Origin of the sequence: Hydrogenophaga sp. BPS33 (assembly GCF_009859475.1) — a bacterium.
Taxonomy (GTDB): Bacteria; Pseudomonadota; Gammaproteobacteria; order Burkholderiales; family Burkholderiaceae_C; genus Hydrogenophaga.
Map to the genome: position 1 here is coordinate 4,107,080 of NZ_CP044549.1, position 23,256 is coordinate 4,130,335.

Sequence of the window (23,256 nt, forward strand, 5' to 3'; positions counted from 1 at the left end):
ACGCCGATACCCGCAAGGCAGCGCGAAGTTCGATCTTGTCACTGCCAACTTTCGGCCAGCGCTTCCGCTTGTTGCAGCACCAGATCCACTGCGGCGTCCTGCATGTCGGGCGGGTACTTGTATTTGCGCAGAATGCGCTTGACCATCAACCTCAACGTGGCCCGCACACTCTCGCGCTTCGCCCAGTCCACAGAGACGTTCTGCCGCAAGTTCTCGGTGAGTTCGTGCGCGATCTTCTTCAGAGTCTCATCGGCCAGTTCCCGCACCGCCGACTCGTTGTCGATGAGTGCGTAGTAGAACCGCACCTCGTCTTCAGACAGCCCCAGCTGTTCGCCCCGGTTGATGGCCTCGCGGAACTTCCGGGCCATGTCGACCAGCTCTTCCATCACCTGCGCCGTCTCGATGCTCCGGTTCTGGTACCGGGTGATCACGCCCGCCAGCAGATCTGAAAATTTACGTTGCTGCACCACATTGCTGGCGAACTTGCTCTTGATCTCGCCCTCCAGCAAGCGTTCCAGCAGCTCGACCGCCAAGTTGCGTTCCGGCAGGCTCTTCACCTGGGCCAGGAACGCTTCGTCCAGCAAACCGATGTTGGGCTTCTCAAGCCCCACGGCATCAAAGATGTCGACCACCGCATCGCTGACGACCGCCTGGCCGATGATCTGGCGAATGGCCGCGTCGCGCTGGGCATCGGTGCGCTTCTGCTGGGTGGTGTCTCGCTTGGTCAGCAGCACCTTCACCGCCTGCAAGAACGCCACTTCTTCGCGCACCGCCTTGGCCTCGTCCAACGTGCAGCACAGGCTGAACGCCTTACTCATGGCCAGCGCCGTATCGGCAAAACGCTTTTTGCCGTCGCGCTTCGCGTCATTGCCCTGCGGCACGATGCCCAGCACGTGGTCTGCGGCGCCTGCCAAGACTTTGTGTCCACCCGTCTTGAAGCCGGTGTAATCGAAGCCATGCAGCATAGCCTGTAGCAGGTCGAGTTTCTCCAGCATCACGGCCAGCGCCTCATGCGCGTCCACCGTGGGTTTGCCACGGCCCTGGCTCGCCGTGTACTCCTTCATCGCCGCCTTCAGCTCGTTGCCGATGCCGATGTAGTCCACCACCAGGCCGCCTTGCTTGTCCTTGAAGACGCGGTTCACCCGCGCGATGGCCTGCATCAGGTTGTGCCCCTTCATGGGCTTGTCCACGTACATGGTGTGCACGCAAGGGGCGTCGAAGCCGGTGAGCCACATGTCGCGCACGATCACCAGCCGCAGCGGGTCGGCCGGGTCCTTGAAGCGTTTCTCCAGCCGCTTCTTGGTTTGACCGCTGTAGATGTGCGGGCGCAGCAGCGCCTTGTCGCTGGCGCTGCCGGTCATCACGATCTTGATGACGCCTTTCTCTGGGTCGGGGTCGTGCCATTCGGGCCGCAATTGCACGATGGCGTCGTACAGATGCACACAGATGTCCCGGCTCATGGTCACCACCATGGCCTTGCCTTCTTGCGCCTTGTTGCGCTCCTCGAAGTGCGCCACCAGATCGGCCGCCACGCTGGCCACACGGGGCTCGGCACCCACCACTTTCTCCAGCGCGGCCCAGCGGGACTTGAGCCGGGCCTGCGCGCCCTCCTCTTCGTCCTCGGCCAGTTCGTCCACCTCGTCATCGATCACCGGCAAGGCCTCATCCTTGAGCCGAAGTTTCGCTAGGCGGCTCTCGTAGTAGATGGCGACCGTGGCGCCGTCTTCCTTGGCCTGCTGCATGTCATAGACATGGATGTAGTCGCCAAACACAGCCCGTGTGTCGCGGTCGGTGCTGCTCACGGGCGTTCCGGTGAAGGCCACGAAGGTGGCTTTGGGCAAGGCGTCGCGCAGGTGCTGCGCGTAACCCACCTGGTAGCTGGTCGTGTATTCGGGTGGTGCGAACTCGGCTGTCAACGCCTGCGAGGTGTGTTCACCGTCGCTGGTGGTGAGCGCCGCAGAAGGCCGTGCCGCGCCTGTCTTTCGGGTCTTGAGTTTGGCCTCGAAGCCGTACTGGGTGCGGTGCGCTTCGTCGGCGATGACCACGATGTTGTGCCGATCGGAGAGCACGGGAAACATGTCCTCGTCCTCGCCCGGCATGAATTTCTGGATGGTGGCGAAGACGATGCCACCCGAAGGCCGGTTGCCCAGCAAGCGGCGCAGCTCCTGCCGGGTGGACGCCTGCACCGGCTGTTCGCGCAACAGGTCTTGCGCGAGGCTGAACACGCCGAATAGCTGGCCATCGAGGTCATTGCGGTCGGTGATCACCACGATGGTCGGGTTGGCCATGGCGGGCTCCTGCATCACCCGCGCGGCAAAGCAGGTCATGGTGATGCTCTTGCCGCTGCCCTGCGTGTGCCACACCACCCCGCCCTTGCCGCGCAGGCCCGCATCGCTGTCGGTTCGGGAGGCGGCCACCACCTGCTCGATGGCGGCGCGCACCGCGTGGAACTGGTGGTAGCCCGCGATCTTCTTGACCAGTTGGCCATCGTCCTCGAACAGCACGAAATAGCGCAGGTAGTCCAGCAGCACCTTCGGGTCCATCAAGCCCCGCAGCAAGGTCTGCAGCTCCTGAAACCCGCCCAGCGGGTCCAGCGCCACGCCATCGATGGTGCGCCACTGCAAGAAGCGCTCGGCGTTCGCCGAGAGAGAACCGAGGCGCGCGTCGCTGCCGTCCGAGATCACCAGCACCTCGTTGTACTGGAACACGTCGGGCACCTGTTCCTTGTAGGTCTGGATCTGGTCGTAGGCCTTCCAGAGATCGGCGTGCAGGTCGGCCGGGTTCTTGATTTCGATCAACACCAGAGGCAGGCCGTTGACGAACAACACGATGTCCGGCCGCCGTGTATGGTGGGGCCCTTTGATGGTGAACTGGTTCACCGCCCAGAACACATTGCGCGCCGGGTCGCTCCAGTCGACCAGCCGCACGAAGTCGCCCACGGTTTCGCCGTCTTTCTGGTACTGCACCGGCACGCCATTCACCAGCAGCTTGTGGAAGGCACGGTTGGCCGTGAGCTGCGCGGGGATGCCCAGGTCCATCACACGCTGCAGGGCGTCTTCGCGGGCGGCCACGGGAATCTCGGGGTTCAACCGCGCGATCGCCTCGCGCAACTGGAACGGCAACAACACCTGGCGGTAGTTCGCCCGCTGCGGGTCGGTGCCATCGTGGGCAATGTCAGGGCCGAAGCGGTGGGTGTAGCCCAGTTCGACGAGCCAGCTCAGCGCTTCCTGTTCCAGTTGGTCTTCGGTCATGTCGGTTGGTCTTCTTGTTCGTCTGGCGGGTGCGGTGCCTTGGGCGCGGTCACGTCGCCCGCCAGCTCGGCCTCGATCTCGGCAATGCTGGGCAGGCTTTTCTCCAGCCGCTGCGGCAGGTCGCGCAGCAGTTGGTACTCGGCCACGCCAATGGGTTTGTCGATGCCCGAGAGCGCGTATTCGGCCACCAGCCGGTTTTGCTGGCGGCACAACAGCAGGCCAATGGTGGGCTTGTCGTCGGGAGCCTTCACCTGTGCATCGACCGCTGCCAGGTAAAAGTTGAGCTGCCCGGCGTGCTCCGGTTTGAAGGCGGTGGCCTTGAGCTCCACCACCACGTAACACTTCAAACGCGTGTGATAGAAAAGCAGGTCGATGAAGAACTCATCGCCGGCCACTTCCAGCCGAAACTGCCGGCCCACAAAGGCAAAGCCCGCGCCCAGTTCGAGCAGGAAGCGGGTGATGTGGCGGATCAGGCCGCTCTCGATCTCACGCTCCTGCGCGTCGTCGCCCAGGCCCAGAAAGTCGAACAGGTAAGGGTCTTTGAGGGTGTCGTGCGCGAGTGCCGAATCGGGTCCGGGCAGACGGGCCTGGAAGTTGGTCACCGCCCCGCCCTGGCGCTGGTGGAGCCGGTTCTTGATGTGTTGGGCCAGCGTGGCGCGCGACCAGCCGTGCTGCACCGTCTGCACCGCGTACCACTCGCGCTCGGTGGCGCTGCTGAGCTGGGTCAACAGCGTGACGATGTGGAACCACGGCAATTGGTCAGCAGGCTGCTGACCAAATTGGCCGTCCGGGCAATGCTCGGCGAAAAACCGCATGTACTTGAGGTTGCTCGACGACCAGCCGCGCATATCGGGAAAGCTGTCTTTCAGGTCGCGGGCCAATCGGTCGATTACCTTGGCGCCCCAGCCTTGCGCCTGCTGACGCTGGAGAATCTCATGCCCGATGCGTCCGTACAACAGCACCAGCTCGGCGTTGACCGCCAACGACGCACGATGCCGGGCCTGGGCGATCTGGCTTTTGAGCTGGGCCAGCCAGTCGGCATAGCCTTCCGGCAAGGGCGGCGGTGTCTGGCTGGCGGCGATCATGGGCGGGCGTCTCCAAGCGGCTTGTCTGAATACTAGCGGGCGCGAGTCAGGAAATCCCTTGATCTCCCAACTGGGCGTTCAACCGTGTCGGCGTTCGGGCTAAGCTCGCGCCCCAAGTGGATTGGGGGTTCCTGGTTGGCGTCATAGCCTCGGTGGGTTCATCGGGGCCTTTCGCTTTCTGGGGGCGGTCATTGCGCTGTCGCCTCGACCAGGGCTTGTGCTTCTGGCGGGCGGAGTTGGCCGGAGATTAGGCGGGGGAGAAGGGTGTCGCGGAGGGTGGCCAGTGTTCTGCATTGCTCCTCGTTTTCGACTATCCGCTGATCGATAGGATGAGAAAGGTCTTCGTACGCGCAGAGCAGTTCCTCCCCTGGATCGACCACAGGTAGTGACTGAAAGTCCTTTTTATTGATCGATCCAAAAACCGTCCCTTCAGAATCAAATGTCTTGAATCGCTCACCTAGCCCCCGAACCGCATAGAACGTAAAACTCCGGTAGCCGTTCGGATGCCTAAGGGAGGAAACGCCTCGGCCAATGCAACTCCTCTCAATTGCCATATTGACATCACCGACAGGGGCGCGAACGCTCACCAGCGTATCTCCTTCCTCAGCAATGCGCGTTGGAGCATTGCAGAAAACGCGTTTTGTTGGAAAGCGGAAACCAAAATCCGTCCTCCCCTGATAGAACGGCAAGCCGTCGCCTTCGTTGTTGTAGGTATCCCCGGGTGGCGATTGACCCATCGTGAGAATGAAAGAGTCGCCCACGGTCGTAACACGCCAACCCTTCGGCAACATCCCCAGTTCTGACGTACCAAATTCTTCAGGAAACAGGGCCGCCGTGGCTTCGTCCATGCCTTCGGGCACGCGGCCCTCGACCTTGGCGCGCACGGGGTCGAAATCGACGAACCAGGATTTGAACAGCGCCTGGGCGATGGCTTCGAGCGTGGCGTTGGTTTCGCGCAGGAGCGTGATTCGGTCGTCAAGAGATCCAAGGATGGCGGCGATCTGCTTCTGAATCGACAAAGGCGGAACCGGTACAGGCGTCTTCTTCAAGATCCCCAAATTTGTGTGGGGCACTCCCGTCTGGATTGATGTGCTGCGAATGTAGTCAAGCTGGTCCTGCGAACAGAAAACATAGTAGAGATACTCAACATCGGCCTTCGTTGGATCAACGGTGACTTTCATCTGACTCTGACTGACGATGTATTCGGCAAATGGGTTACGTGGCACCAATGCCACCTGCCCTAGAGTGCCTCGTTGAGTAAACACAAGATCACCTGGCCTGGCTTTGTTCGCGCCAAGTGCCTCAGCCTTACTTGGTGAAACGTAAACGAACTCGCCACCTACCCACCGACCTCCCATGTTCTGCCCACGAATTACCGGCACACCTCGCTCAGCGTAGTCCTTTGAAACCAAATTGGAGCCGAATGGACCACCGACAATCGCGTTCTTCGTTGGCGCTGCCAGCTCAGCCAGGAGTTTGGTCTCAAAACTCATACCCAAGCCCCCCCAACTTCACCCGAATCAACGCATCCAACTCCGCCCCCTTCGCCATCTGCTCCCCCAACTGCTCGGTGAGTTTCTGCATCTTCTCGGCAAAGGCTTCGTCGTCGTCTTCCACGGCTTCGGCGCCCACGTAACGGCCTGGGGTCAGCACGTGGCCGTGTTGGGCGATCTCTGCCAGGGACACGCTGCGGCAGAAGCCTGGGATGTCGGCATACGGGATCGGGGAGCCCTCACCCCCGCCCTCTCCCGCCAGCGGGAGAGGGGGTAATTCACCTCGCCAGGCGGCTACCGTGTTGGCGATGCGGGCAATGGCCTCATCGTCCAGCTCGGCCTGCACCCGACTGATCATCTTGCCGAGCTTGCGCGCGTCGATGAACAACACCTCGCCTTGGCGTTGCTTCTTCTGCTTCGCCAGGAACCACAGGCAAGCCGGAATCTGCGTGTTGAAGAACAGCTGGCCCGGCAGCGCCACCATCGCCTCCACCACGTCCGCATCCACCATCGCAGCACGGATCACGCCTTCGTTGTTCTGGCTCGAACTCATGCTGCCGTTGGCCAGCACGATGCCCGCGCGCCCGGTGGGTTTGAGGTGGTGCAGCATGTGCTGCAACCACGCGGTGTTGGCGTTGCCCTTGGGCGGATCGCCGTACACCCAGCGCGGGTCGCCCTCCAGGCTGCCGTGCCACCAGTCGCTGATGTTGAAAGGCGGATTGGCCAGCACGAAGTCGGCTCGCAGATCCTTGTGCTGGTTCTGCGTGAAGGTGTCGGCGGGCTCGCGGCCCAGGTTGAAATCGATCCCGCGAATGGCGAGGTTCATCGCCGCCAGGCGCCAGGTGGTGGGGTTGGCTTCCTGCCCGTAGATGGACACATCGCCCAGCTTGCCGCCGTGCGATTCGATGAACTTCTCGCTCTGCACGAACATGCCGCCCGACCCACAACACGGGTCGTACACCTGCCCCTTGTGCGGCGCGAGCACGGCCACCAAGGTCTTGACGATGCTCGCGGGCGTGTAGAACTGCCCACCGCGTTTGCCCTCGGCATTGGCGAACAGGCCCAGGAAATATTCATAGACCTGCCCCAGCACGTCGCGCGCGGCGTTGGCCGTTTCGCCGAAGCCGATGGTGGAGATCAGGTCCACCAGCTCGCCGAGCTTGCCGTCGGGCAATTGGGTGCGTGCGTAGCGCTTGTCCAGAATGCCTTTGAGCTTGGCGTTCTCGGCTTCGATGATCGTCAGCGCGTTGTCGATGAACTTGCCGATCTGCGGGCTCTTGGCCATGTCGCGGATCGACTCCCAGCGCGCGCCCTCGGGCACCCAGAACACATTCGCGGCTTTGTAGTAATCGCGGTCGTCCAGCTCGGCCTGCAGGTCTTCGGGCGTGGCACCCGCAAAGTGGTAGTCGTCGTTCGGGTCCTTGAGGCGTGCCTCGATCTCGGCGCGCCGCGCGGTGAAGGTGTCGCTGATGTACTTCAGGAAGATCAGGCCCAGCACCAGGTGCTTGTATTCGGCGGCGTCCACGTTGGCGCGGAGTTTGTCGGCCGTGGCCCACAAGGTTTTCTTGATGTCGTCGAGCATGAGGAGCTGTGTCGCGGATGGGGAAAGGCGTACCGGCATGGGCAGGCCGCACGTATTCTGCTGCATAGGGCGCCGTTCCAAGGGGGAACCTCAGCACGCATGGGGCATGCAGGGGACGTTTGCGAATTCTTTCTAAACACCTTGAATGCTTTCGATGCATTGAGGTAAAGTCGCCCCGCTCACGTAAAAGGTGAGTCGGGTGTGAGAGCCCGGAATCCCTTTGCGGCCTGAAGGCCGCTGTACACACCGCTTGGACAGCGGCCTTCCTCGTTCATGCTCGCTTTTTGGCGGCCTGGACGGGAGGCCGCGAGGCCTACCGGTTCTTCGCAAGGGGATTCCCGGTTCTCACCCCGTTCGGGCCGCCGCCACTCTGTCACGTGGCGGCGGTTGTTCCACGAACAACGAACCAGGGAGAAAGCCACATGCCCAAGCTGGCGCACAAGCAACAGAAACTCGCCGTGTTGATCGATGCGGAGAACGTCCGTCACCTCAACCTCCGCGCCATCCTCCAGCGCGCCGCCTGCTACGGCACCTTGCTCGTCAAGCGCGCGTATGCCGACTGGTCGCTGGCCAAGATGCGCGACTACCGCAACGTCCTCTACGAAAACGCCATCGAGGCGATGCAGGTGGTCTCGTACGCCAAGGGCAAGAACGCGGCCGACATCGCGCTGTGCCTGAATGCCATGGACCTCGTGCACACCGGCCATTTCGACGGCGTGTGCCTCGTGTCCTCCGACAGCGATCTCACACACCTGGCCCTGCGCCTGCGGCAAGAGGGTGTGCGGGTCTACGGTTTTGGCGAGCGGCAGACGCCACGGGGTTTCGTGATGGCGTGCAGCAGCTTCATTTACACAGATGGGTTGGGTTTGGCCAAACGCTCTCACGGGAGCGCTTAAGCCGCAGTAGCGCTCTCATAGGAGCCCTTGAGCAACCCCATCACCTTCCCCGTTTCGCAAATCCGCAGGGGCTCTCTTCAAACCCCAACCCCCGCCAACGCCAGCACCCCCAGCACCGCAAAGATCAACGCCGCCACGCTGTGCACGATCTTGATCGGCACCTTGCGCGTGATCGCGTCGCCGAAGAACACCACCGGGGCGTTCGCCAGCATCATGCCGAAGGTGGTGCCAAGGACCACCGCCACCAGGGGCTCGTACTGCGCGCCCAGCGCAATGGTGGCAATCTGCGTCTTGTCGCCCATCTCGGCCAGGAAGAAGGCCCAGGTGGTGGCGAAGAAAACACCCATCTGCCGCTTGGGCACGGCCTCGTCGTCGTCCAGTTTGTCGGGAATCAGCATCCACCCCGCCATGGCGATGAAGGAGACGCCGAGCACCCAGCGCATGGCGTTGGGCCCCACGGCGGCCATGATCCACGCGCCCGCCGCGCCAGCCAGGGCATGGTTGAGCAAGGTGGCCGCGAGAATGCCCCAGACAATGGGCCAGGGCCGCTTGAAGCGCGCGGCCAGCACGAGCGAGAGCAACTGCGTCTTGTCGCCCATTTCAGCGAGCGCGACGATACCGGTGGAGATGAGAAAGGCGTCCAAGACAAAACTCCGAGGGCCAGCAGAAACCAGAAGACCACACGGCATCCCCGGCCCAACCGGAGGCAGTGTGGTCAAAGGTCTTGCCAGGCTGGAGGCTGTCTGCGCCATGGCCGTGGGAGCCAAGTGTGTTGACGCAGACCTCGGCAGGTGCCGAGCGGCTACTCCCCAATGACGGGTGAAGGCCGGGAGTATACCCGCCCAAAAAATCAGATCAGCGTGACGCCGGTCTTGGACTGGATGAACTCGCGCGTCACGCCCGGCGCCATCTCCACCAGCTTCAAGCCTTGGGGGGTCACGTCCATCACGCCCAGGTCGGTGATGATGCGGTGGACCACGCCCACGCCGGTCAGCGGCAGCGTGCAGGCGGGCAGGATCTTCAGGTCTTCGGTGCCGTCCTTCTTTTTTGCTACGTGTTCCATGAGCACGATCACGCGCTTGACGCCGGCCACCAGGTCCATCGCGCCGCCCATGCCCTTGACCATCTTGCCCGGGATCATCCAGTTGGCCAGATCACCCTTCTCGCTCACCTGCATCGCGCCCAGGATGGAGAGGTTGATCTTGCCGCCACGGATCATGGCGAAGCTGTCGTGGCTGCCGAAGATGGCGGTGCCGGGCAGCGTGGTCACGGTCTGCTTGCCGGCGTTGATCAGGTCGGCATCGACCTGGTCTTCGGTGGGGAATGGGCCGATGCCGAGCATGCCGTTCTCGCTCTGCAGCCACACTTCCTTGTCACCGGTGTGGTTGGCCACCAGCGTCGGGATGCCGATGCCCAGGTTCACGTAGAAGCCGTCTTCGAGTTCTTGCGCCGCGCGTGCGGCCATCTGGTCTTGGGTCCAAGGCATGTCAGGCTCCAGCTTTGTCGGTGATGGTGCGCTTCTCGATGCGCTTCTCGGGGTTCGGGTTGTGCACGATGCGGTGCACGTAGATGCCGGGCAGGTGGATTTCGTCGGGGTGCATGGCTCCGGTCTCGACGATCTCTTCCACTTCCACCACGCAGATCTTGCCGGCCACGGCCACGGCCGGGTTGAAGTTGCGCGCGGTCAGGCGGAACTGCAGGTTGCCGGCCTTGTCGGCGCGAAATGCCTTCACCAACGAAACCTCGGGCACCAGCGAGCGCTCCATGACGTAGGTTTCGCCGTCGAACTCGCGCAGTTCCTTGCCCTCGGCCACCAGCGTACCCACGCCGGTCTTGGTGAAGAAGGCCGGAATGCCGGCGCCACCGGCGCGCAGTTTCTCGGCCAGCGTGCCCTGCGGCGTGAACTCCAGTTGCAATTCCCCGGCGAGGTACTGGCGCTCGAACTCCTTGTTCTCGCCCACGTAGCTCGAAATCATCTTGCTGATCTGGCGCGTCTCCAGCAGCTTGCCCAGGCCGAAGCCGTCCACGCCGGCGTTGTTGGAGATCACGGTGAGGTTCTTCACGCCGCTGTCGCGCAGCGCGTCGATCAGGGCTTCGGGAATGCCGCAGAGGCCAAAGCCTCCGACGGCGAGCAACTGGTCATTGGCGACGAGGCCCTTGAGGGCTTCGGCCGCGCTCGGGTAAATCTTGTTCACGTCGGCGTCTCCTGGTGGTCACGTGGAAGCCGCTACGATACTACGTAGCCACATACGTAGTATTTCGTAATGCCTAACCCCAAGCCGTCGCACCAGGACGCCACGGTCACCCTGCCGCTCGACATCGATTACCGCCTGGCCTTCGAGCTGGCGCCCGTCGGGCTTGTGCTCTCGCGCCAGCGCATCATGGTCGACTGCAACCAGGTCATGTGCGAAATGTTCGGCGCCACGCGCGAGCAGTTGGTGGGTCAGAGCTTTCAGCTGCTGTACCCGAGCGCAGACGAATACGAGCGCACCGGCGCGCGGCTGGTGCCTCTGCTGGGGCGCAAAGGCACCTATGCAGACAACCGCATCATGAAGCGCGTGGCGGGTCCGCTGGCGGGCGAGACCTTCTGGTGCCACGTGACCGGACGTGCGCTGCGGCTGGACGCGCCGCACGCCGAAGGCATCTGGGGTTTCGAAGACCTGAGCGCGACACGTGCGGTCAAGGCCGAACTCACCCCGCGCGAGCGCGAAGTGGCGGCTTTTCTCATGGACGGGTTGACCAGCAAGCAGATCGGCAAGGCGCTGGATATCAGCCACCGCACGGTGGAGATCTACCGCGCGCGGCTGATGCGCAAGTACCAGGCGCACAGCACGCCCGATCTGGTGCACCGCCTGCTGGCGGGCTGACGCTACCGCGCGGCAGCATCAACCGCTTCACGCTCAGGGCGCGAACTGCCCCACCAGACCATCGACCTGGGCGGTCGACATGCCCTTGCCCTTGGCCTGTTCGCGGGCCTTGTTCTGGCCATCGCTCAGCACCTTGTCGTAGGCCTTCTGCACCTCGTTGGCGAGGTCGGGCATGTCGTCTTCGAAGGTCTTGCCCATCGAAGCGAGGATGTCGCGCATCTGCTCGTTGTCGGGCTGCAGGCTGTCGCAGGTGCGGTCCAGCTGCGCCTGGAAGAGGCGCGTGACATCGGCCGACGGCATGTCTGCCGGCACCGCCAGGCCCAGCTTGTCCAGGGCCTGGCGCTGCTGCGCCACCGTCAGCACGCCGAGTTCCTTGCCGGTGAACTCCATCGCGAGTTCCTTCAGCAGCGTCTCGCGCGCCTCGTCGCGCAGAGCCTGCACCGCGGCGGTGATGGCTGCTGCCGCCTGCACCTCGGGCTCGCGCAGCAAGCTCATGGCGTTGGCCCGATCGGCGATCGGGAACTGACCCGCCAGGCGCACCAGCGTGTCCATTGGCGCCGGTGCTGGCTCTTCCTCGTCTTCGAGCGGCAACTGACTGGTGCCGTGCGCGCCGAACGAGGTCAGCGCCTCTTTCCAGCGCTCGACCTTTTTCAGGGTTTGCTTGGCCCGCGTGCTCAAGGCATAGGGGTTCTTGACGCGCGCACCCTCGTTCTCGGCCGCCTTGGCCGCCTTCGCAGCGGCAGCCTTCTCGGCCGGCGTCATGAGCTTCTCCATCGCCTTGGCCGCTTCGTCGTGCGACTTCTGCGCGGTCTTCTGCGCGGTGAGGAAGGTGTTCTCGCTCTCCTTCTTTCTGGCCGCTTTTGCCTTGTCGTCCAGCGCGGTGTCGGCGTCGATGTCCGCATCGCGCTTCTCGCGCGCGGCCAGCGCCTTGGCTTCGTCGGCCGTGGCCTGGGCGTCTTTCTGCTGCGCCGCGAGTCGGTCGTTGGCCTTCTGCGTCTCGGCCGTGTGACGGGCGTTGGCCGCGTCAAGCGCCTTCTGCTTGGCCACCGGGTCGGTCAGCTTGTGGGCTTCGGCGGTCTCGCGCGCCTTGGCCTTGTCGGCCGCCTTCCTGGCCAGTTCGGCGTCGTGCGCGAACTTGGCGTCATCGGCGACGCGCTGGTTCTCCGCCTGTCGGGTCTTCGAATCGGCCTCCAGTTCGCGCTTCTTCTGATCGGCTTGCTCCTGCGTTTTCGTGCCTGCTGTGACGGCGGCGTCCTCGGCGGCCATGGCCGCGTCGTGCGCGGTCTTCTCGCCGATCTCGACGGTGCGGCGGTCGCGGTCCAGATCGGCCCTTTTCTCGCCGTTCTGGCGCTGCTCCCGATCGGCATCGCGGACCTCGTCGCGCACGCGCTCGCGCTCGGCGGTGCGCTCGGCGTACTTGTCGGTGATCGCTTGCTCCTTCGCTTGCTTCTGCGGATCTCGGGAATCGATCGCCGCACGCTCGGCCGCCTCGCTGTCTCGATCGCGCGCCATCTGCGCCGCGTCGATCGCGTTCGCGCGGTCGACCGCAGCCGCCTCGCGCTCCATGGCTTGCGTGTAGGCCACGTCCTTCAGTTTGTCCGCACGCTGCTGATCGCTCAGCGCGCTGTCCTGCTCGGCCGCACGGCGGGCGTCTTCGGCTTTGCGGTCGGCGCGGGTCAGGTCCGTGCGCTCCTTGTCCGCCAGGGTCGCGTTCTCGCGCTGGATGTCCGCGTCCCGGGTGGCCTTGGTTTCGGCGGCCGTTTTGGTGTCGTCCAATTTTTGACGGTCGGCGTCCGCTTTCTGCACCGCCTGGGCATGCGCGTCGCGGGCGGTATCGGCTTCCTGCTGGTACTCAGCCTGGGCGTCGTTTTTGGCCTGTGTGGCGGTGGCTTCTTCGGCCTGGCGCTTGGTGTTCGCCGTCTCTTCGGCGCTCGTGCGGTCGCTGTCGCGCGCGGTATCGGCGTCCGTCTTGGCCTGGTTGAGCGTGGTGTCGGCTGCGGCCACGCGCTGCGCATGCTCGTCCTGCGCTTTCTGGCGCGCAGCGTCCTTCTGCGTCTGGCTCAGACTGCTGTCCGCATCGACCCTTGCCAGTTCGGTATCGCGCAGGGTATCGGCGTCCTGTTTGCTCGCGTCGCGCGCGGCCTCGGCGGCGCGCACCGCATCGTCGCGCTGTGCGTCGGCATTGTTCTGCGCCTGTCTCAGGTCGTCGGCGATCTTCTGCTTCTCGGTGTTGAGCGTGGTATCGGCCGCGTCCTTCGCGGCCTGCAGCTTGCCGTCCGCCGCCTGGTTGTCGGCGGCGAGCTTGTCCCGCGCCGCGTCCTTGGCCGCGGTTTGCGCGGCGTCGGCGGCGGCCTTGTCGCGGTTGTGGGCGTCTGCGGCCAGCTTCTTGTTCTTGGCTTCTTCGGCCGCGATCTTCGCCTGCTCCTGCTCCTTGCGGTTGGCCAGGCGCGTGTCTTCCTCGTTCCGGGAGTTGGTGCGCTTGTCGTCGTCCAGCTTCGTCTGCGCCTGGTCGATTTTCTGCTGGGCCGTGTCGGCGTTGGCTTGTTTGGCTTGCTGCTTCTCGGCGTCGGTCTTGTTGGGATCGGCATCGGCGGCGGCATCGGCGGCCAACTGGTCCCGGCGCGCTTGCTCGCGCGCGGTATCGGCTTCCTGGTTGGCCTGGCGGTCCTTGTCGGCGAGCTGCTTCTGCGCGTCGGCGTCCTTCTTGGCTTGCTGGGTGTCCGCGTCCACGTTGGCCTTGCGCTGATCGCTTTCGGCTTTCACGCGGTCCACGCCTGCCGTGTCTCCCGCCTTTTGCAGTGCGTCGACCTTGCGCTGCGTGGCCTCGTCCTCGGCCTGCTTGCGGCGGGTCTGGATCTCGTCGGCCGCATTCTTGCGCTGGTCGGCCGCTTCGGCCGCGTTCTGCAGCTTGGTGTCCTCGGCGGTGCGGTCGTTGGTCTTCTTCGTGTCTTCGAAGCGCTTCTCGATCGCGGCGCGGTCCTTGTCCTGATCGGCTTGCGACTTGGTGGTGTCGATGCCGGCCAGGGCCTGATCGCGTTCACGCGCGGCCGCGTCGTTCTGCGTCTGGCGATCGAAGTCGGCCTTCTGGTCTTTCTTCGACAAGTCCGACTTGATGCCCGAGTCCCTCTGGGTATTGGCGCGATCGGCCTGCGTCTGGTTGCGCGTGAGCTTGCGGTCTTCGGCCGCCTCGGTGCGCCGGGCGACGCTGGCGGGATCGGAGTCCAGGGCGTTCTTCGCTGACGTGCTCACGTCGGTCGCCTTGTTGCGCACGGCGGCCACGGTGTCGCTGTCGCGCACGCTGCGCGCCTTGTCGGCCACCATGTCGCGCGTCTTCTTGCTCGGCACGATCACACCCACGCTCACGCCGAATTTGGTGGACGAGGATTCGTCCACATCAGACAGCTGCGTGATGTTCACGTTGGCGCCGTTGAGGTTCGTCGCGCCCGCCACGATGACGCTCTCGACCCCGGCAACGTCCTTGCCTTTGATGTCGATGCCACCCGCCGCCTGGATGTCGGCCGTGCCGCCAATGTTGAGCACCGCGTTGTTGTTGCTCACCTTGTTCTCGGTGGTGCGCTCGCCTTGCGCCTTCACGCTGCCCTGGCCGCTCTTTTCCTTCGTGTCAGCCGAGAGGGCCACACCCACTTCGGTGTTGTTGATGCGCTTCTCGCTCGTGCTCACCGCCGCTTCGATGGTGAGCGCGCCGGTCCCCGTGTCGATGCTCGCGTTCTCGGCCACATTCACCTGCGTGCCCTCCAGGCGCACACCCGAGCCGGCGTTGATGGTGAGATTCTTCGCCGTGAGCGAACCGCCGGTGCGGGTGGTGCTGCTCTCGAACTCGTCGGTGCGGCTGCCGCTGGCCTCCACACCGCCACCGCTCTTGCCGGCTTCGATGCTCACATCCATCGACCAACCGTCTTTGGTGCGCGTGTGCGTGTCCTGCACGGCCTGGAAGTCGACCTGGCCTTCGCGCGACTCGAGCGTGGCCGACTCCTGCGCGGTGAGATTCGTGCCCACCAGCGTGATGTCGTCCTTCGACTTGAGCACGATGTTGCCCGCGTTGATGGAGCCCGCCTTGCCCGTGGTGCTGGTTTCGGAGGTGCTCATCTCGCCGCCACCGCCGCCCACGCTGCCCGACTTCTCCACCACGTTGACCGATACGCTGGCGTGTGCCGACATTTCGTAGCTGGACGAGGTGGTGGTGTCCTGAGCGGCCTCGAACTTGATCCCGCCTTCGCGCGATTCCACCGAGGCGGTCCCGCCCGCTTCGATCTCGGTGCCACGCAGAGTCACGTCATCGCGTGCGCTGAGGTTCATGTCGCCACCGGCCCTGAACGCGGCGGCCTGCTGCGAGGTGCTGCTGTCCGTTTCAGTGGAACGCTCGCCCGAGCCGGACGCGGAGATGGTTCCGTCACCGGACACGCCCACGCTCACGCTGGTCTCCGAGGTGTTCTGCGTGGCCGTTGTATAGCTGTCGGCGGTGAGGATGTTGATCGCGCCCTTGTCGGCGGTCACGTCGATGTTGCCGGCCGCGTCCACGTTGGTGCCGTGGAAGGTGGCATCTCCATCGCGCGCCGTGAACGACACGTTGCCACCGCTGCTGAAGCCAGAGGCAATGGCCTGCGAGCCGCTGCCGGTGTTGCTCTTGTTCGTCACCGTCACCGTGAGCTCTGCCTTCACCTGGCCCGGGTCGGGCATGCTGAGCGCGTTGATGCTCTGGCTGGCCTGCGCCATGTCGAAGCCGGGTTTGTTGTTGGCCGGGTTGATGAAGCTGGAGACCAAGCCGTCCAGGCCGGTCTCGGCGGTGACGCCCAGGCCCACGCTCACCGTGCGGGAGCTGCCGCTCTCGGTGGTGGTGTTTGCCGCAGCTTCGCTGGTGATGGTTTGGGCCGCGACGCTGATGTCTCCCCCGGCGGCCACCTGGGTGCCCTGCTCGCGGAAATTGCCAGCGGCGTCGATGTTGATGTTGCCGCCCGCGCTCAGACCCGAGACCTGCGCCGTGGTCTGCGTGGCCGTGTTCTCGCTCGTTTCGTTCTGGAAGTTGAGCGACACGCCGGCACCGCCCACCGAGGCATTGGCCGTGACACCGAACGAGGAGCTTGAACGCGTGGTCGTGACCGTGGCCGAGTCGTTGGCAGCCAGCACGTTGATGTCACCACCGGCGTGCAGGTTCATGTCGCCACCGGTGGCGATGTTGGAGCCGGTGATGTTGATGTCGCCTGCGATCGCGCCTGGGCCGGCGTTCAGGTTGCCGCCCACCGAGATGCCCGAGCGCAGGTGCGACGTGGCGTCAATGGTCGTGGTTTCGGTGCTGCGGCTGAACAGCGTGCCGGAGGCCGAGACTTCGCTGGCGGCGATGTTCTTGCCGGCATCGGCCTTGGCCTGCCCCCCAAAGACACTGCTGGTCTTGGTGGTTTGCGTGACGTCCAGCTTTTCTTCGAACGTGGTCACGTTGAGATCGCCGCCGATGCGGTCGACGTTCAGGTCGCCCCCCACGGCCAGCTGCGAGCCGACGATGTTCGTGTCTTGGCCCGAGGCAATGGTCAGGTCGCCACCGAAGTTCACCGTCGAGGCCTTGCCCGTGGTGTGGTCGATGGTGGTGTCCTGCGAGTAACTGCTGTTCCAGCTCTTGGTCGAGGTCGAGGTCTCCGTCTTGCGGTTCTCGGCCGCGGCCGCGATGTGGATGTCGTTGCCGGCATCCAGGCTGCCACCACCGGCCACATCGACCGAGCTGCCGATGATGTTGATGTCGTTGCCGGCCTTGGCGTTCAGGTTGCCGCCCACGTTCAGACCCGAGCCGACCTGGCTGGTGACGTTCTCGCGCGTGGTGGTCACCGTGGTGTGCCCACCCGATTTCGAGACTTCGTGCGTGGACGTGAAGGTCTCCTTCTCGACCGTCGTGAAAGTGATGTCGCGCCCCGCGTTGAGCGAGGCGTCGCCACCGGCGTTGATCTCGCCTCCGCGCGAGACGATGTCGTTTTTCGCGTCCAGCTTGAGCGTGCCCGTCGATTCGATGGTCGCGGTCGGCCCGAGGTGGGTGACATTGCCCATGTCGCCAAACGTCTGCGTCGCGGTCAGCGTTTCGTTGATGATCGAACCTTCGGTGGACACCACCGACACATCACCACCGCGGATGGTGCCGCTCTGGTTGAGGATGTCGCCCACGGCCTGGATGTTCAGGCCGTTGGCCGCCACCAGCGTGCCACCGGTGTTGGTGAAGGTGGTGCCGGCGTCGACCTTGAGGTCGTTCGACGCCACGAAGGCACCGCTGTTGACGAACGCGCCTTCGGTCTTGATGTCGATGTTGGACGCGACGAAGCGCGCACCCTGGGCCAGGCTGGCCTTGGTCGCGTCCGACAGGTACAACTGGGGCACCAGGGCCTTCTTGCCGTTGACCTCGGTCTCGACCATCCACACGATGTCCTTCTGCAGGTTCGCGATCTGCTCGGCCGTGAGGGCCACGCCCACACGCAACTGCAGATCGCCCTGGGCGGCAATGCCGTTTTCCATCAGGAATTTGAACTGGTCGTTTTCGCTGGCCAAACCATTGGCCACAAACAACTGGCCGGCTTGGGCCAGCAGTTGCTGGCGAATCAGTTGCTGTTCGAAGTACGGGTCGCCCACACGCAGGTAGTCCGTCGGATCCAGGCCCAGGCTGTTGAGGAACAGGTCCGAGCCGTACAAGCCTTCCAGGCTCATGAGGCGTGGATCGGTCTCGAACAGGAACGGCGAGGTCGGGTTGCTGCTGGGCACAAAGAAGGGGCTGCCCGTGAGGCTGCCGATGGTGCCGCCCGTGGGAGAACCGCTGGCGGGAGCCGTGCCCGGCACGATGGTCGCGCTGGGGGTTTCGCCGCGCTCGCCGCTCTGGTTTTCCAGGCGCGTCACGTTGACGGCGATGGTGCCGCCCGCCTGCACCGTGGAGGCCATGCCCACGGTGTAGTGGGTCAGCGTGCCCGGCGAGATGTCGACGAATTTCTTCTTGTACCAGCTGCCGTTGGATTCCCAGAAGGAATCACTGCCAACGACCGAAAGGCCACCCTTCTCATACCGGTAGACAAGCGCATCCTTGTCGTGGCGCAACTCGACGGCACGGTTGAAGAACGTGCCGGTGCCGTTGAGGGTGACGTTGCGGCCGGCCGAGATCAGGCTGATGTAGTTGAGGGCTTCCGTCTCGATCCAGGCCGAGAAGTCATTGCCCGCGATGATGCGTCCCCGAGGTGAGGTGTCGGGACTGCTGAGGGTCTGCGAGGTGGTCTTGACCCACTGAGCGCACACCTTGCCGACCTCATTTCTGTCGAAGTGGTCGTCGTTCGTTCCGCAGTCGCTCTCGATGCTGATGTTCGGCGTGGCAGGATTGTTGTCGTGGTCGTAACTACCGTACTGGTTTTGCGCGGTACCGTTGCTCACCACTGGCACGTTGCTGGTGGTCTTGCGCAAGTAACTGGTGAAGATGTCGACGTTGCCGATGCGCGCTTCGATGTCCGAGTCGGTATTGGCGATGGTGATGTCCTGCGCCGCGCTGCTCACCTCCGACGCGTTGTTCGCGCCCAGGAGCACGTTGCCGGTGTTGGCGAAGGTGGTGGCGCGCTTGCCGGCGTGCCGTTTGTTGTCGAAGAGCCGCGAGACCAGCACGTTCACGCCGGTGCCGCCGAAGAGCAGGCCGCCGGCGTTGGTCACCGCCTGGCTGGCCGCCGCGCCGCTGCGCGAGTCGATGCGCAACAGGCCGTCGCGCGCGACGATGGATGCGGTGTGCTGCGCGGTGGAGGTGTTGTCCAACGTGTGGTTGCCCAGCACGCTCAGGTTGTTCACGGCGTACAGCTCGGCCTTGCTCGTGGCGGTGGACACGTTGTTGAGGTCGGCCACGTTGAGCGTCATGGACGCCCCGGACCCCACCAGCTTGCTGTTGTTCAGCGTGTTCGCCGTGAGCGTGACGCCGGTCTGGCCCAGCAGCGTGCCGCTGTTGGTGACGGTGTTGGCGTCCACGGTGATCGCCGTGTCGCTGGCGATCAGGCCGGCGTTGGTGATGTGGGTGGCGCTCACATCCACCGCGCCTGTGCCGCGCACGCCCAAAGTGCCGCCCGCGTTGCTCGCCGCGTCCACGCTGATCGAACCGGCCACCACGTTCAGGTCCGCGCCGCCAAACAACGCGGCGCCGTTCAACTCGAGCGCGCCGGTCACGGTCACGTCGGTGCGGCCGGCGGGGCCGACGCCATCGGCCTCGCCCATGAGTTTCGCGCCCGAGGCCAGAACCATGCTGCCCGCGCTCACGGTGAGATCCGAGCCCGCGACGGCGGCGCCGCCGGTGATGCGCACATCTCCGCCTTCCAGACGCAGCTGTTCGATGGCACCGAGCTGCACGTTGTCGAGTTCGATCTCATCGCCCGCGGCCGAGGCGAGCTGTGTGGAGCGCAGCGTCACGTGGCGCTGCGCGCCCACCACGTTGTCCTTCAGGGAGATCTTGCCGTTCACGTCGAGCTCGACGTCGCTCACCGAAGCGGCCACGTTGCCCAGCATGCGCACGCCCAGGCCGGCTTCGGTGCCGATGAGCGAGATGCGCCCGGCGTACATGCCGCCCAGCGCCGACGAGTCCAGCGCAAACGACGGCGCGGTGCCCGAGGGCGTGCGCGCCGTGGCCGCGAGCGTCGCGTAGTCGACGTCGTTGGTGCCCAGGCGCAGCGACAGGTCCTTCGCGTTGATCTGGCCATAGACCTGCGCCGAGCGCGTGAGGATGTCGAAGTAGTCCACGCCCGTGGCGTTGAGGCCACCCGCGCCGATGCTCACGTCACCGCCGTCGATGCGAAAGCCCATGAGGTTGTCGCCGGTGAAGAGCGGCGTGCCGGTGGTGAGCGTGGCGCGGGGGAAGTTGATGAAGCCGCAACCGTCGCACGTGATGCCGTTGGGGTTGGCCAGGATGTAGGCGGCCTGGCCACCGAGCAGTTCCTGTGTGCCTTGCAGGATGGAGCGGTTGTTGCTGGTGACTTCGTTGAGGATCAGCCTGGCCTGGCCACCGGCGAGATGGGGGTTGGCCACCACCGCGCCACCGATGTTGGAGATCGCGTTGATGTTGGAGTTGTTGATCACCAGGCCCTTTGTGTCCACGTTGAAGGTGCTGAACTGGTTGTGCGAAAGCCCGGCCGCGTTGGGCGCGGCGATGTTCTGCACCGCCGTGCCGTTGAGCGACTGCGTGATCGTGGACTGCTTCGCCGCCGCGGCCGCCGGGTCCACCACCTGCTGGGCGTGGCTCACATGCAGCACCGGGATCATGCCCATTGCAGCGCCCGTGAACGCGGCCTTGAGCGTGGCCTTCATGGTGATCTTGGTCATGTCTGTCTCTCCCTGTTGTCAAAAAGCGATGGAAGCGCGCGCGTACAGCGCATAGCCTTCGATCTCACCGCGCGCCTGGATGGAGGTGGAGGCACGCAAGGGTTCGCCGTAGCCGATGTCCAGACCGATCTTTCCGCCCACGGTGCGCATGCCCACCACCATGCCCGCCAGGCTGCCGGTGAACTGGCCTTCGCGGCCGTAGATGCGGCCGGTGTCGATGGCCACATAGGTCTGCAGCCGGCCAAACCACTTGGCGGTCACGGGGTCGGCCGCTGGCGCAAAGGTGACGGCCAGGTCGTTGCGCCAGTAGGCGCCGCGCTCGCCCGACGCCGAGGTGCCGTCAAAGCCGCGCACGGTGTGCATGCCGCCCACCGACATCTGCTCCGATCCGTAAAGCACGTGCGGACTGGTCTGCATCTGCAGGCTGCTCGACCAGGTGGCGTCCAGCGAGCCCAGGCGCAGCGGACGGAAGTAGGAAATGCCGGCGTTGTAGCGCACGCCCGTGGGCGTGGGCACGTTGTTCATGCCCGCGCCCGGCAAGGCCTGTACGCCGAACGCCTTGAGGCCCTTGTTGAGCGAGGTGTCGACGGTGAAGGTGCCCGCGCCCACTGCGAAAACCGAGGTCAGCCCGAGGCTGAAATCGGTCAGCTTGGGGCTGCTGGCCGTGAGCAGGCTGCCTTCGATGTAGTTGCGCGAGTCCTTGTGCGCCAGGCCCGTGTTGAGGGTGAGCTTGCTGGTCTGCCCACGCAGCAGCACGCGTTGCGCGCCGATGGAAAAAGTTTCGGTGTTGCCCGAGCTGCGGAACTGCTGCGTGAAGCTGCGCACCGTGCTGGCGTAGGCGCTCTTGCTGATGTTGGCACTGAAGTTCCAGTAGCCGTAGGGGTAGTTGGCCCCGATCATGAAGCTCTCGGACAGGCGCGTGCGCGGGTGCGCGTCGAGGTTGCGCGAGAAGCTGGCGAACCACGCGTCGTTCACGCCATAGAGGTTGTCCACCGAGAGGTTCACCGTGCCGCGCAGATCGCCGGTGGATGGGCTGCCGTAGTTGTCGACCGTGAGGCCGGCGTTGACGCGCTCGCGCGGCCGGTTCTGGATCAGCACATTGGTCAGGCCCGGCTCGTTGCTGGGCTCCAGCGACATGGTGGCGTTGTTGGAGCCCAGGCGGTTGATCTGGTCCAGTCCCTGTTCGATGTCGCGGATGTTGAGCACGCGCCCCTGCAGGCCGGGGAACGCCGAGGCCAGGTCCACGCCGGCCTGTTCGTCGCTCAGGCGCACCGAGCCGACCTTGCCTTCGAGCACCAGCAGCTTGAGCAGCCCCTGCCCCATGTCCTGCTGCGGGATGTAGACGCGCGTGGTCACCAGCCCGATGTCGACGTAGTGGTTGGTGATGGCGCGCATCAACTCGCGGATGCCCTTGAGGCCCACGCATCGACCGATGAAGGACGCGGTAAGACTGGCCTGCTCGGCCGCGCTCAGGTGCAGAGCGCCATCGAGCTCGATGCGCTCCACGTTGAAGCACTGGCCGTCATCGGCCGGCTCGGGTGGGGCGGCGGGCGCCGGGACGTCGACCGTGCCCGGCAGGCGGCGCGCGGCATCCTGCTCGCGCAGCAAGGCTTCGCGCCTTTGCTGCTCCTCGCGTTGCAGTTGCTCCTGCTGCTGGCGGATCTGGTCGATCTGTTGCGGCGTGGGACCCGCAGGCTGGGCCTGAACGGCACCGAGGCTCACAAGCGCCGCAAACCCAATGGCCCACGCCGCGATCGGCCCTTGGATGAATTCCCTGTTCTTGTCGATGTGCACACTCGCTCCACACGGTGGAGCGCGCAGCCGCTTGGCTGGCACCCCGCCCCAAAAAAGGGCGGAGTGTGCGGATTTGTTTCAGAGCGGGCCATTGGACCAAAGACGCAAGCGGCCACCGATCCGTGATCGATGTCACGGGCCAGAAGTCAGAAGAAAGACCATCGGCGACAACCGGTCGCCCTGGGCCTCCGAGCGGCAGCCCCAGTACCCCGGCATGTATGGATATCATCGAACATCTATTATCTTTTTTGTAGCGCCAAACCCTTGACAGATCGTGCCTTGCACGTAGCTGGTCAACGCCAATTGATGAAACTTCTTGTGATCGATGACCACCCTGTGATGCTCGAAGGCCTGGCCTCGCTGGCCGCGCAGGCCTTGCCGCAACACACCGTGCTCAAGGCGAGCAGCTTTGCCGAAGGCCATCGCATCGCGCAGGCCGAATGCCCCCCCAGCCTGGTGCTGCTCGACCCGGTTCTGCCCGATGTGCCCCGTGCCCTGGCGATCCGCAGCATCGTCAACGCAGCGCCGGGTGCCAGCGTGATGGTGATCTCGGACAGCGACCAGTCGCACGACCAGGAAGAGGCCTGGGCGGCCGGTGCGCATGCGTTTGCCTCGAAGTCCGCGCGACCCGAGGCGCTCATTGCCGGCCTGCATGCGGTGGCCAATGGCCAGCGGGTGCTGGTCACCGCCACGGAGCAGCGCAAAGCCCCGCTGGCCGAAAAAAGACACCGGGGCGAACTCAGCGCGCGTCAGTTCGAGGTGCTCACCGCGCTGTGCGAGGGCCTGACCAACAAATGGATCGCCCAGCGTCTGCAGATCACCGAGAAGACGGTGAAGTCGCACGTCACCGCCATCTTCGAAAAACTCGGCGTGGCCAACCGCACGCAGGCCAGCCTGGCCGCGCGGCGCCTGGGCCTGATCACCGAGACCTTGCCGCCGCCGCCGTAACGCGCCGGCCTTGACC

General features: G+C 64.6%; 12 protein-coding genes and 1 riboswitch. Of the genes, 3 read left to right on the forward strand and 9 right to left on the reverse strand.

Translation table 11 applies throughout. The features are described from left to right. Positions 1-38: 38 nt before the first annotated feature. The 4 genes from F9K07_RS19095 to F9K07_RS19110 all read right to left on the reverse strand — a co-directional run bounded on the left by F9K07_RS19095 (position 39) and on the right by F9K07_RS19110 (position 7,411). Entirely contained in the window at positions 39-3,251 is a 3,213-nt protein-coding gene (locus F9K07_RS19095) for a type I restriction endonuclease subunit R (RefSeq protein ID WP_159594930.1), read from the reverse strand. Further along, positions 3,248-4,336, reverse strand: coding sequence for a PDDEXK nuclease domain-containing protein (locus F9K07_RS19100; protein ID WP_159594931.1), 1,089 nt, complete (start codon positions 4,334-4,336; stop codon positions 3,248-3,250). The genes F9K07_RS19095 and F9K07_RS19100 overlap by 4 nt, the downstream gene beginning before the upstream one ends. 188 nt (positions 4,337-4,524) lie before the next feature. Continuing rightward, entirely contained in the window at positions 4,525-5,829 is a 1,305-nt protein-coding gene (locus F9K07_RS19105) for a restriction endonuclease subunit S (protein ID WP_159594932.1), read from the reverse strand. Continuing rightward, positions 5,819-7,411, reverse strand: coding sequence for a class I SAM-dependent DNA methyltransferase (locus F9K07_RS19110; RefSeq protein ID WP_159594933.1), 1,593 nt, complete (start codon positions 7,409-7,411; stop codon positions 5,819-5,821). The genes F9K07_RS19105 and F9K07_RS19110 overlap by 11 nt, the downstream gene beginning before the upstream one ends. Positions 7,412-7,833: 422 nt before the next feature. Between F9K07_RS19110 and F9K07_RS19115 the strand changes: the two genes are divergently transcribed. Next, the gene (locus F9K07_RS19115; protein ID WP_159594934.1) at positions 7,834-8,307 is read left to right on the forward strand and encodes an NYN domain-containing protein; all 474 of its coding nucleotides are present in this window, start codon (positions 7,834-7,836) and stop codon (positions 8,305-8,307) included. A 77-nt stretch (positions 8,308-8,384) separates the two neighbouring features. Here the strand turns inward: F9K07_RS19115 and F9K07_RS19120 are convergent, their stop codons facing one another. The 3 genes from F9K07_RS19120 to F9K07_RS19130 all read right to left on the reverse strand — a co-directional run bounded on the left by F9K07_RS19120 (position 8,385) and on the right by F9K07_RS19130 (position 10,502). Continuing rightward, the gene (locus F9K07_RS19120) at positions 8,385-8,951 is read right to left on the reverse strand and encodes a TMEM165/GDT1 family protein (RefSeq protein ID WP_159594935.1); all 567 of its coding nucleotides are present in this window, start codon (positions 8,949-8,951) and stop codon (positions 8,385-8,387) included. A gap of 6 nt (positions 8,952-8,957) precedes the next feature. Next, positions 8,958-9,130: riboswitch (yybP-ykoY riboswitch) on the reverse strand. Positions 9,131-9,157: 27 nt separating this feature from the next. Continuing rightward, positions 9,158-9,793, reverse strand: coding sequence for a 3-oxoacid CoA-transferase subunit B (locus F9K07_RS19125; protein ID WP_159594936.1), 636 nt, complete (start codon positions 9,791-9,793; stop codon positions 9,158-9,160). Between the two features lies 1 nt (position 9,794). Beyond that, positions 9,795-10,502, reverse strand: a complete 708-nt coding sequence (locus F9K07_RS19130) for a CoA transferase subunit A (protein ID WP_159594937.1) — start codon at positions 10,500-10,502, stop codon at positions 9,795-9,797. A gap of 69 nt (positions 10,503-10,571) precedes the next feature. Here F9K07_RS19130 and F9K07_RS19135 point away from each other — a divergent pair, with 69 nt between their 5' ends. Continuing rightward, positions 10,572-11,174, forward strand: a complete 603-nt coding sequence (locus tag F9K07_RS19135; protein ID WP_159594938.1) for a LuxR C-terminal-related transcriptional regulator — start codon at positions 10,572-10,574, stop codon at positions 11,172-11,174. A gap of 33 nt (positions 11,175-11,207) precedes the next feature. On the opposite strand, the gene F9K07_RS19140 is transcribed toward F9K07_RS19135, so the two are convergent. Together F9K07_RS19140 and F9K07_RS19145 are read right to left on the reverse strand one after the other, a co-directional pair. Further along, positions 11,208-20,498 (reverse strand): hemagglutinin repeat-containing protein, encoded by a 9,291-nt coding sequence (locus F9K07_RS19140; protein ID WP_159594939.1) that lies wholly within the window; start codon positions 20,496-20,498, stop codon positions 11,208-11,210. 18 nt (positions 20,499-20,516) lie between these two features. Next, positions 20,517-22,292 (reverse strand): ShlB/FhaC/HecB family hemolysin secretion/activation protein, encoded by a 1,776-nt coding sequence (locus F9K07_RS19145; RefSeq protein ID WP_159594940.1) that lies wholly within the window; start codon positions 22,290-22,292, stop codon positions 20,517-20,519. Positions 22,293-22,598: 306 nt separating this feature from the next. On the opposite strand from F9K07_RS19145, the gene F9K07_RS19150 reads away from it, so the two are divergent. Beyond that, a complete protein-coding gene (locus tag F9K07_RS19150; RefSeq protein WP_159594941.1) occupies positions 22,599-23,240 on the forward strand; it encodes a response regulator transcription factor in 642 nt (213 codons plus the stop codon). Positions 23,241-23,256 lie beyond the last annotated feature (16 nt).

Excerpts from the sequence above, each read along its gene's own strand:
- F9K07_RS19095 (WP_159594930.1), bottom strand. The coding sequence starts at position 3,251 with ATGACCGAAGACCAACTGGAACAGGAAGCGCTGAGCTGGCTCGTCGAA.
- F9K07_RS19100 (WP_159594931.1), bottom strand. The coding sequence starts at position 4,336 with ATGATCGCCGCCAGCCAGACACCGCCGCCCTTGCCGGAAGGCTATGCC.
- F9K07_RS19105 (WP_159594932.1), bottom strand. The coding sequence starts at position 5,829 with ATGAGTTTTGAGACCAAACTCCTGGCTGAGCTGGCAGCGCCAACGAAG.
- F9K07_RS19110 (WP_159594933.1), bottom strand. The coding sequence starts at position 7,411 with ATGCTCGACGACATCAAGAAAACCTTGTGGGCCACGGCCGACAAACTC.
- F9K07_RS19115 (WP_159594934.1), top strand. The coding sequence starts at position 7,834 with ATGCCCAAGCTGGCGCACAAGCAACAGAAACTCGCCGTGTTGATCGAT.
- F9K07_RS19125 (WP_159594936.1), bottom strand. The coding sequence starts at position 9,793 with ATGCCTTGGACCCAAGACCAGATGGCCGCACGCGCGGCGCAAGAACTC.
- F9K07_RS19135 (WP_159594938.1), top strand. The coding sequence starts at position 10,572 with ATGCCTAACCCCAAGCCGTCGCACCAGGACGCCACGGTCACCCTGCCG.
- F9K07_RS19140 (WP_159594939.1), bottom strand. The coding sequence starts at position 20,498 with ATGACCAAGATCACCATGAAGGCCACGCTCAAGGCCGCGTTCACGGGC.
- F9K07_RS19150 (WP_159594941.1), top strand. The coding sequence starts at position 22,599 with ATGAAACTTCTTGTGATCGATGACCACCCTGTGATGCTCGAAGGCCTG.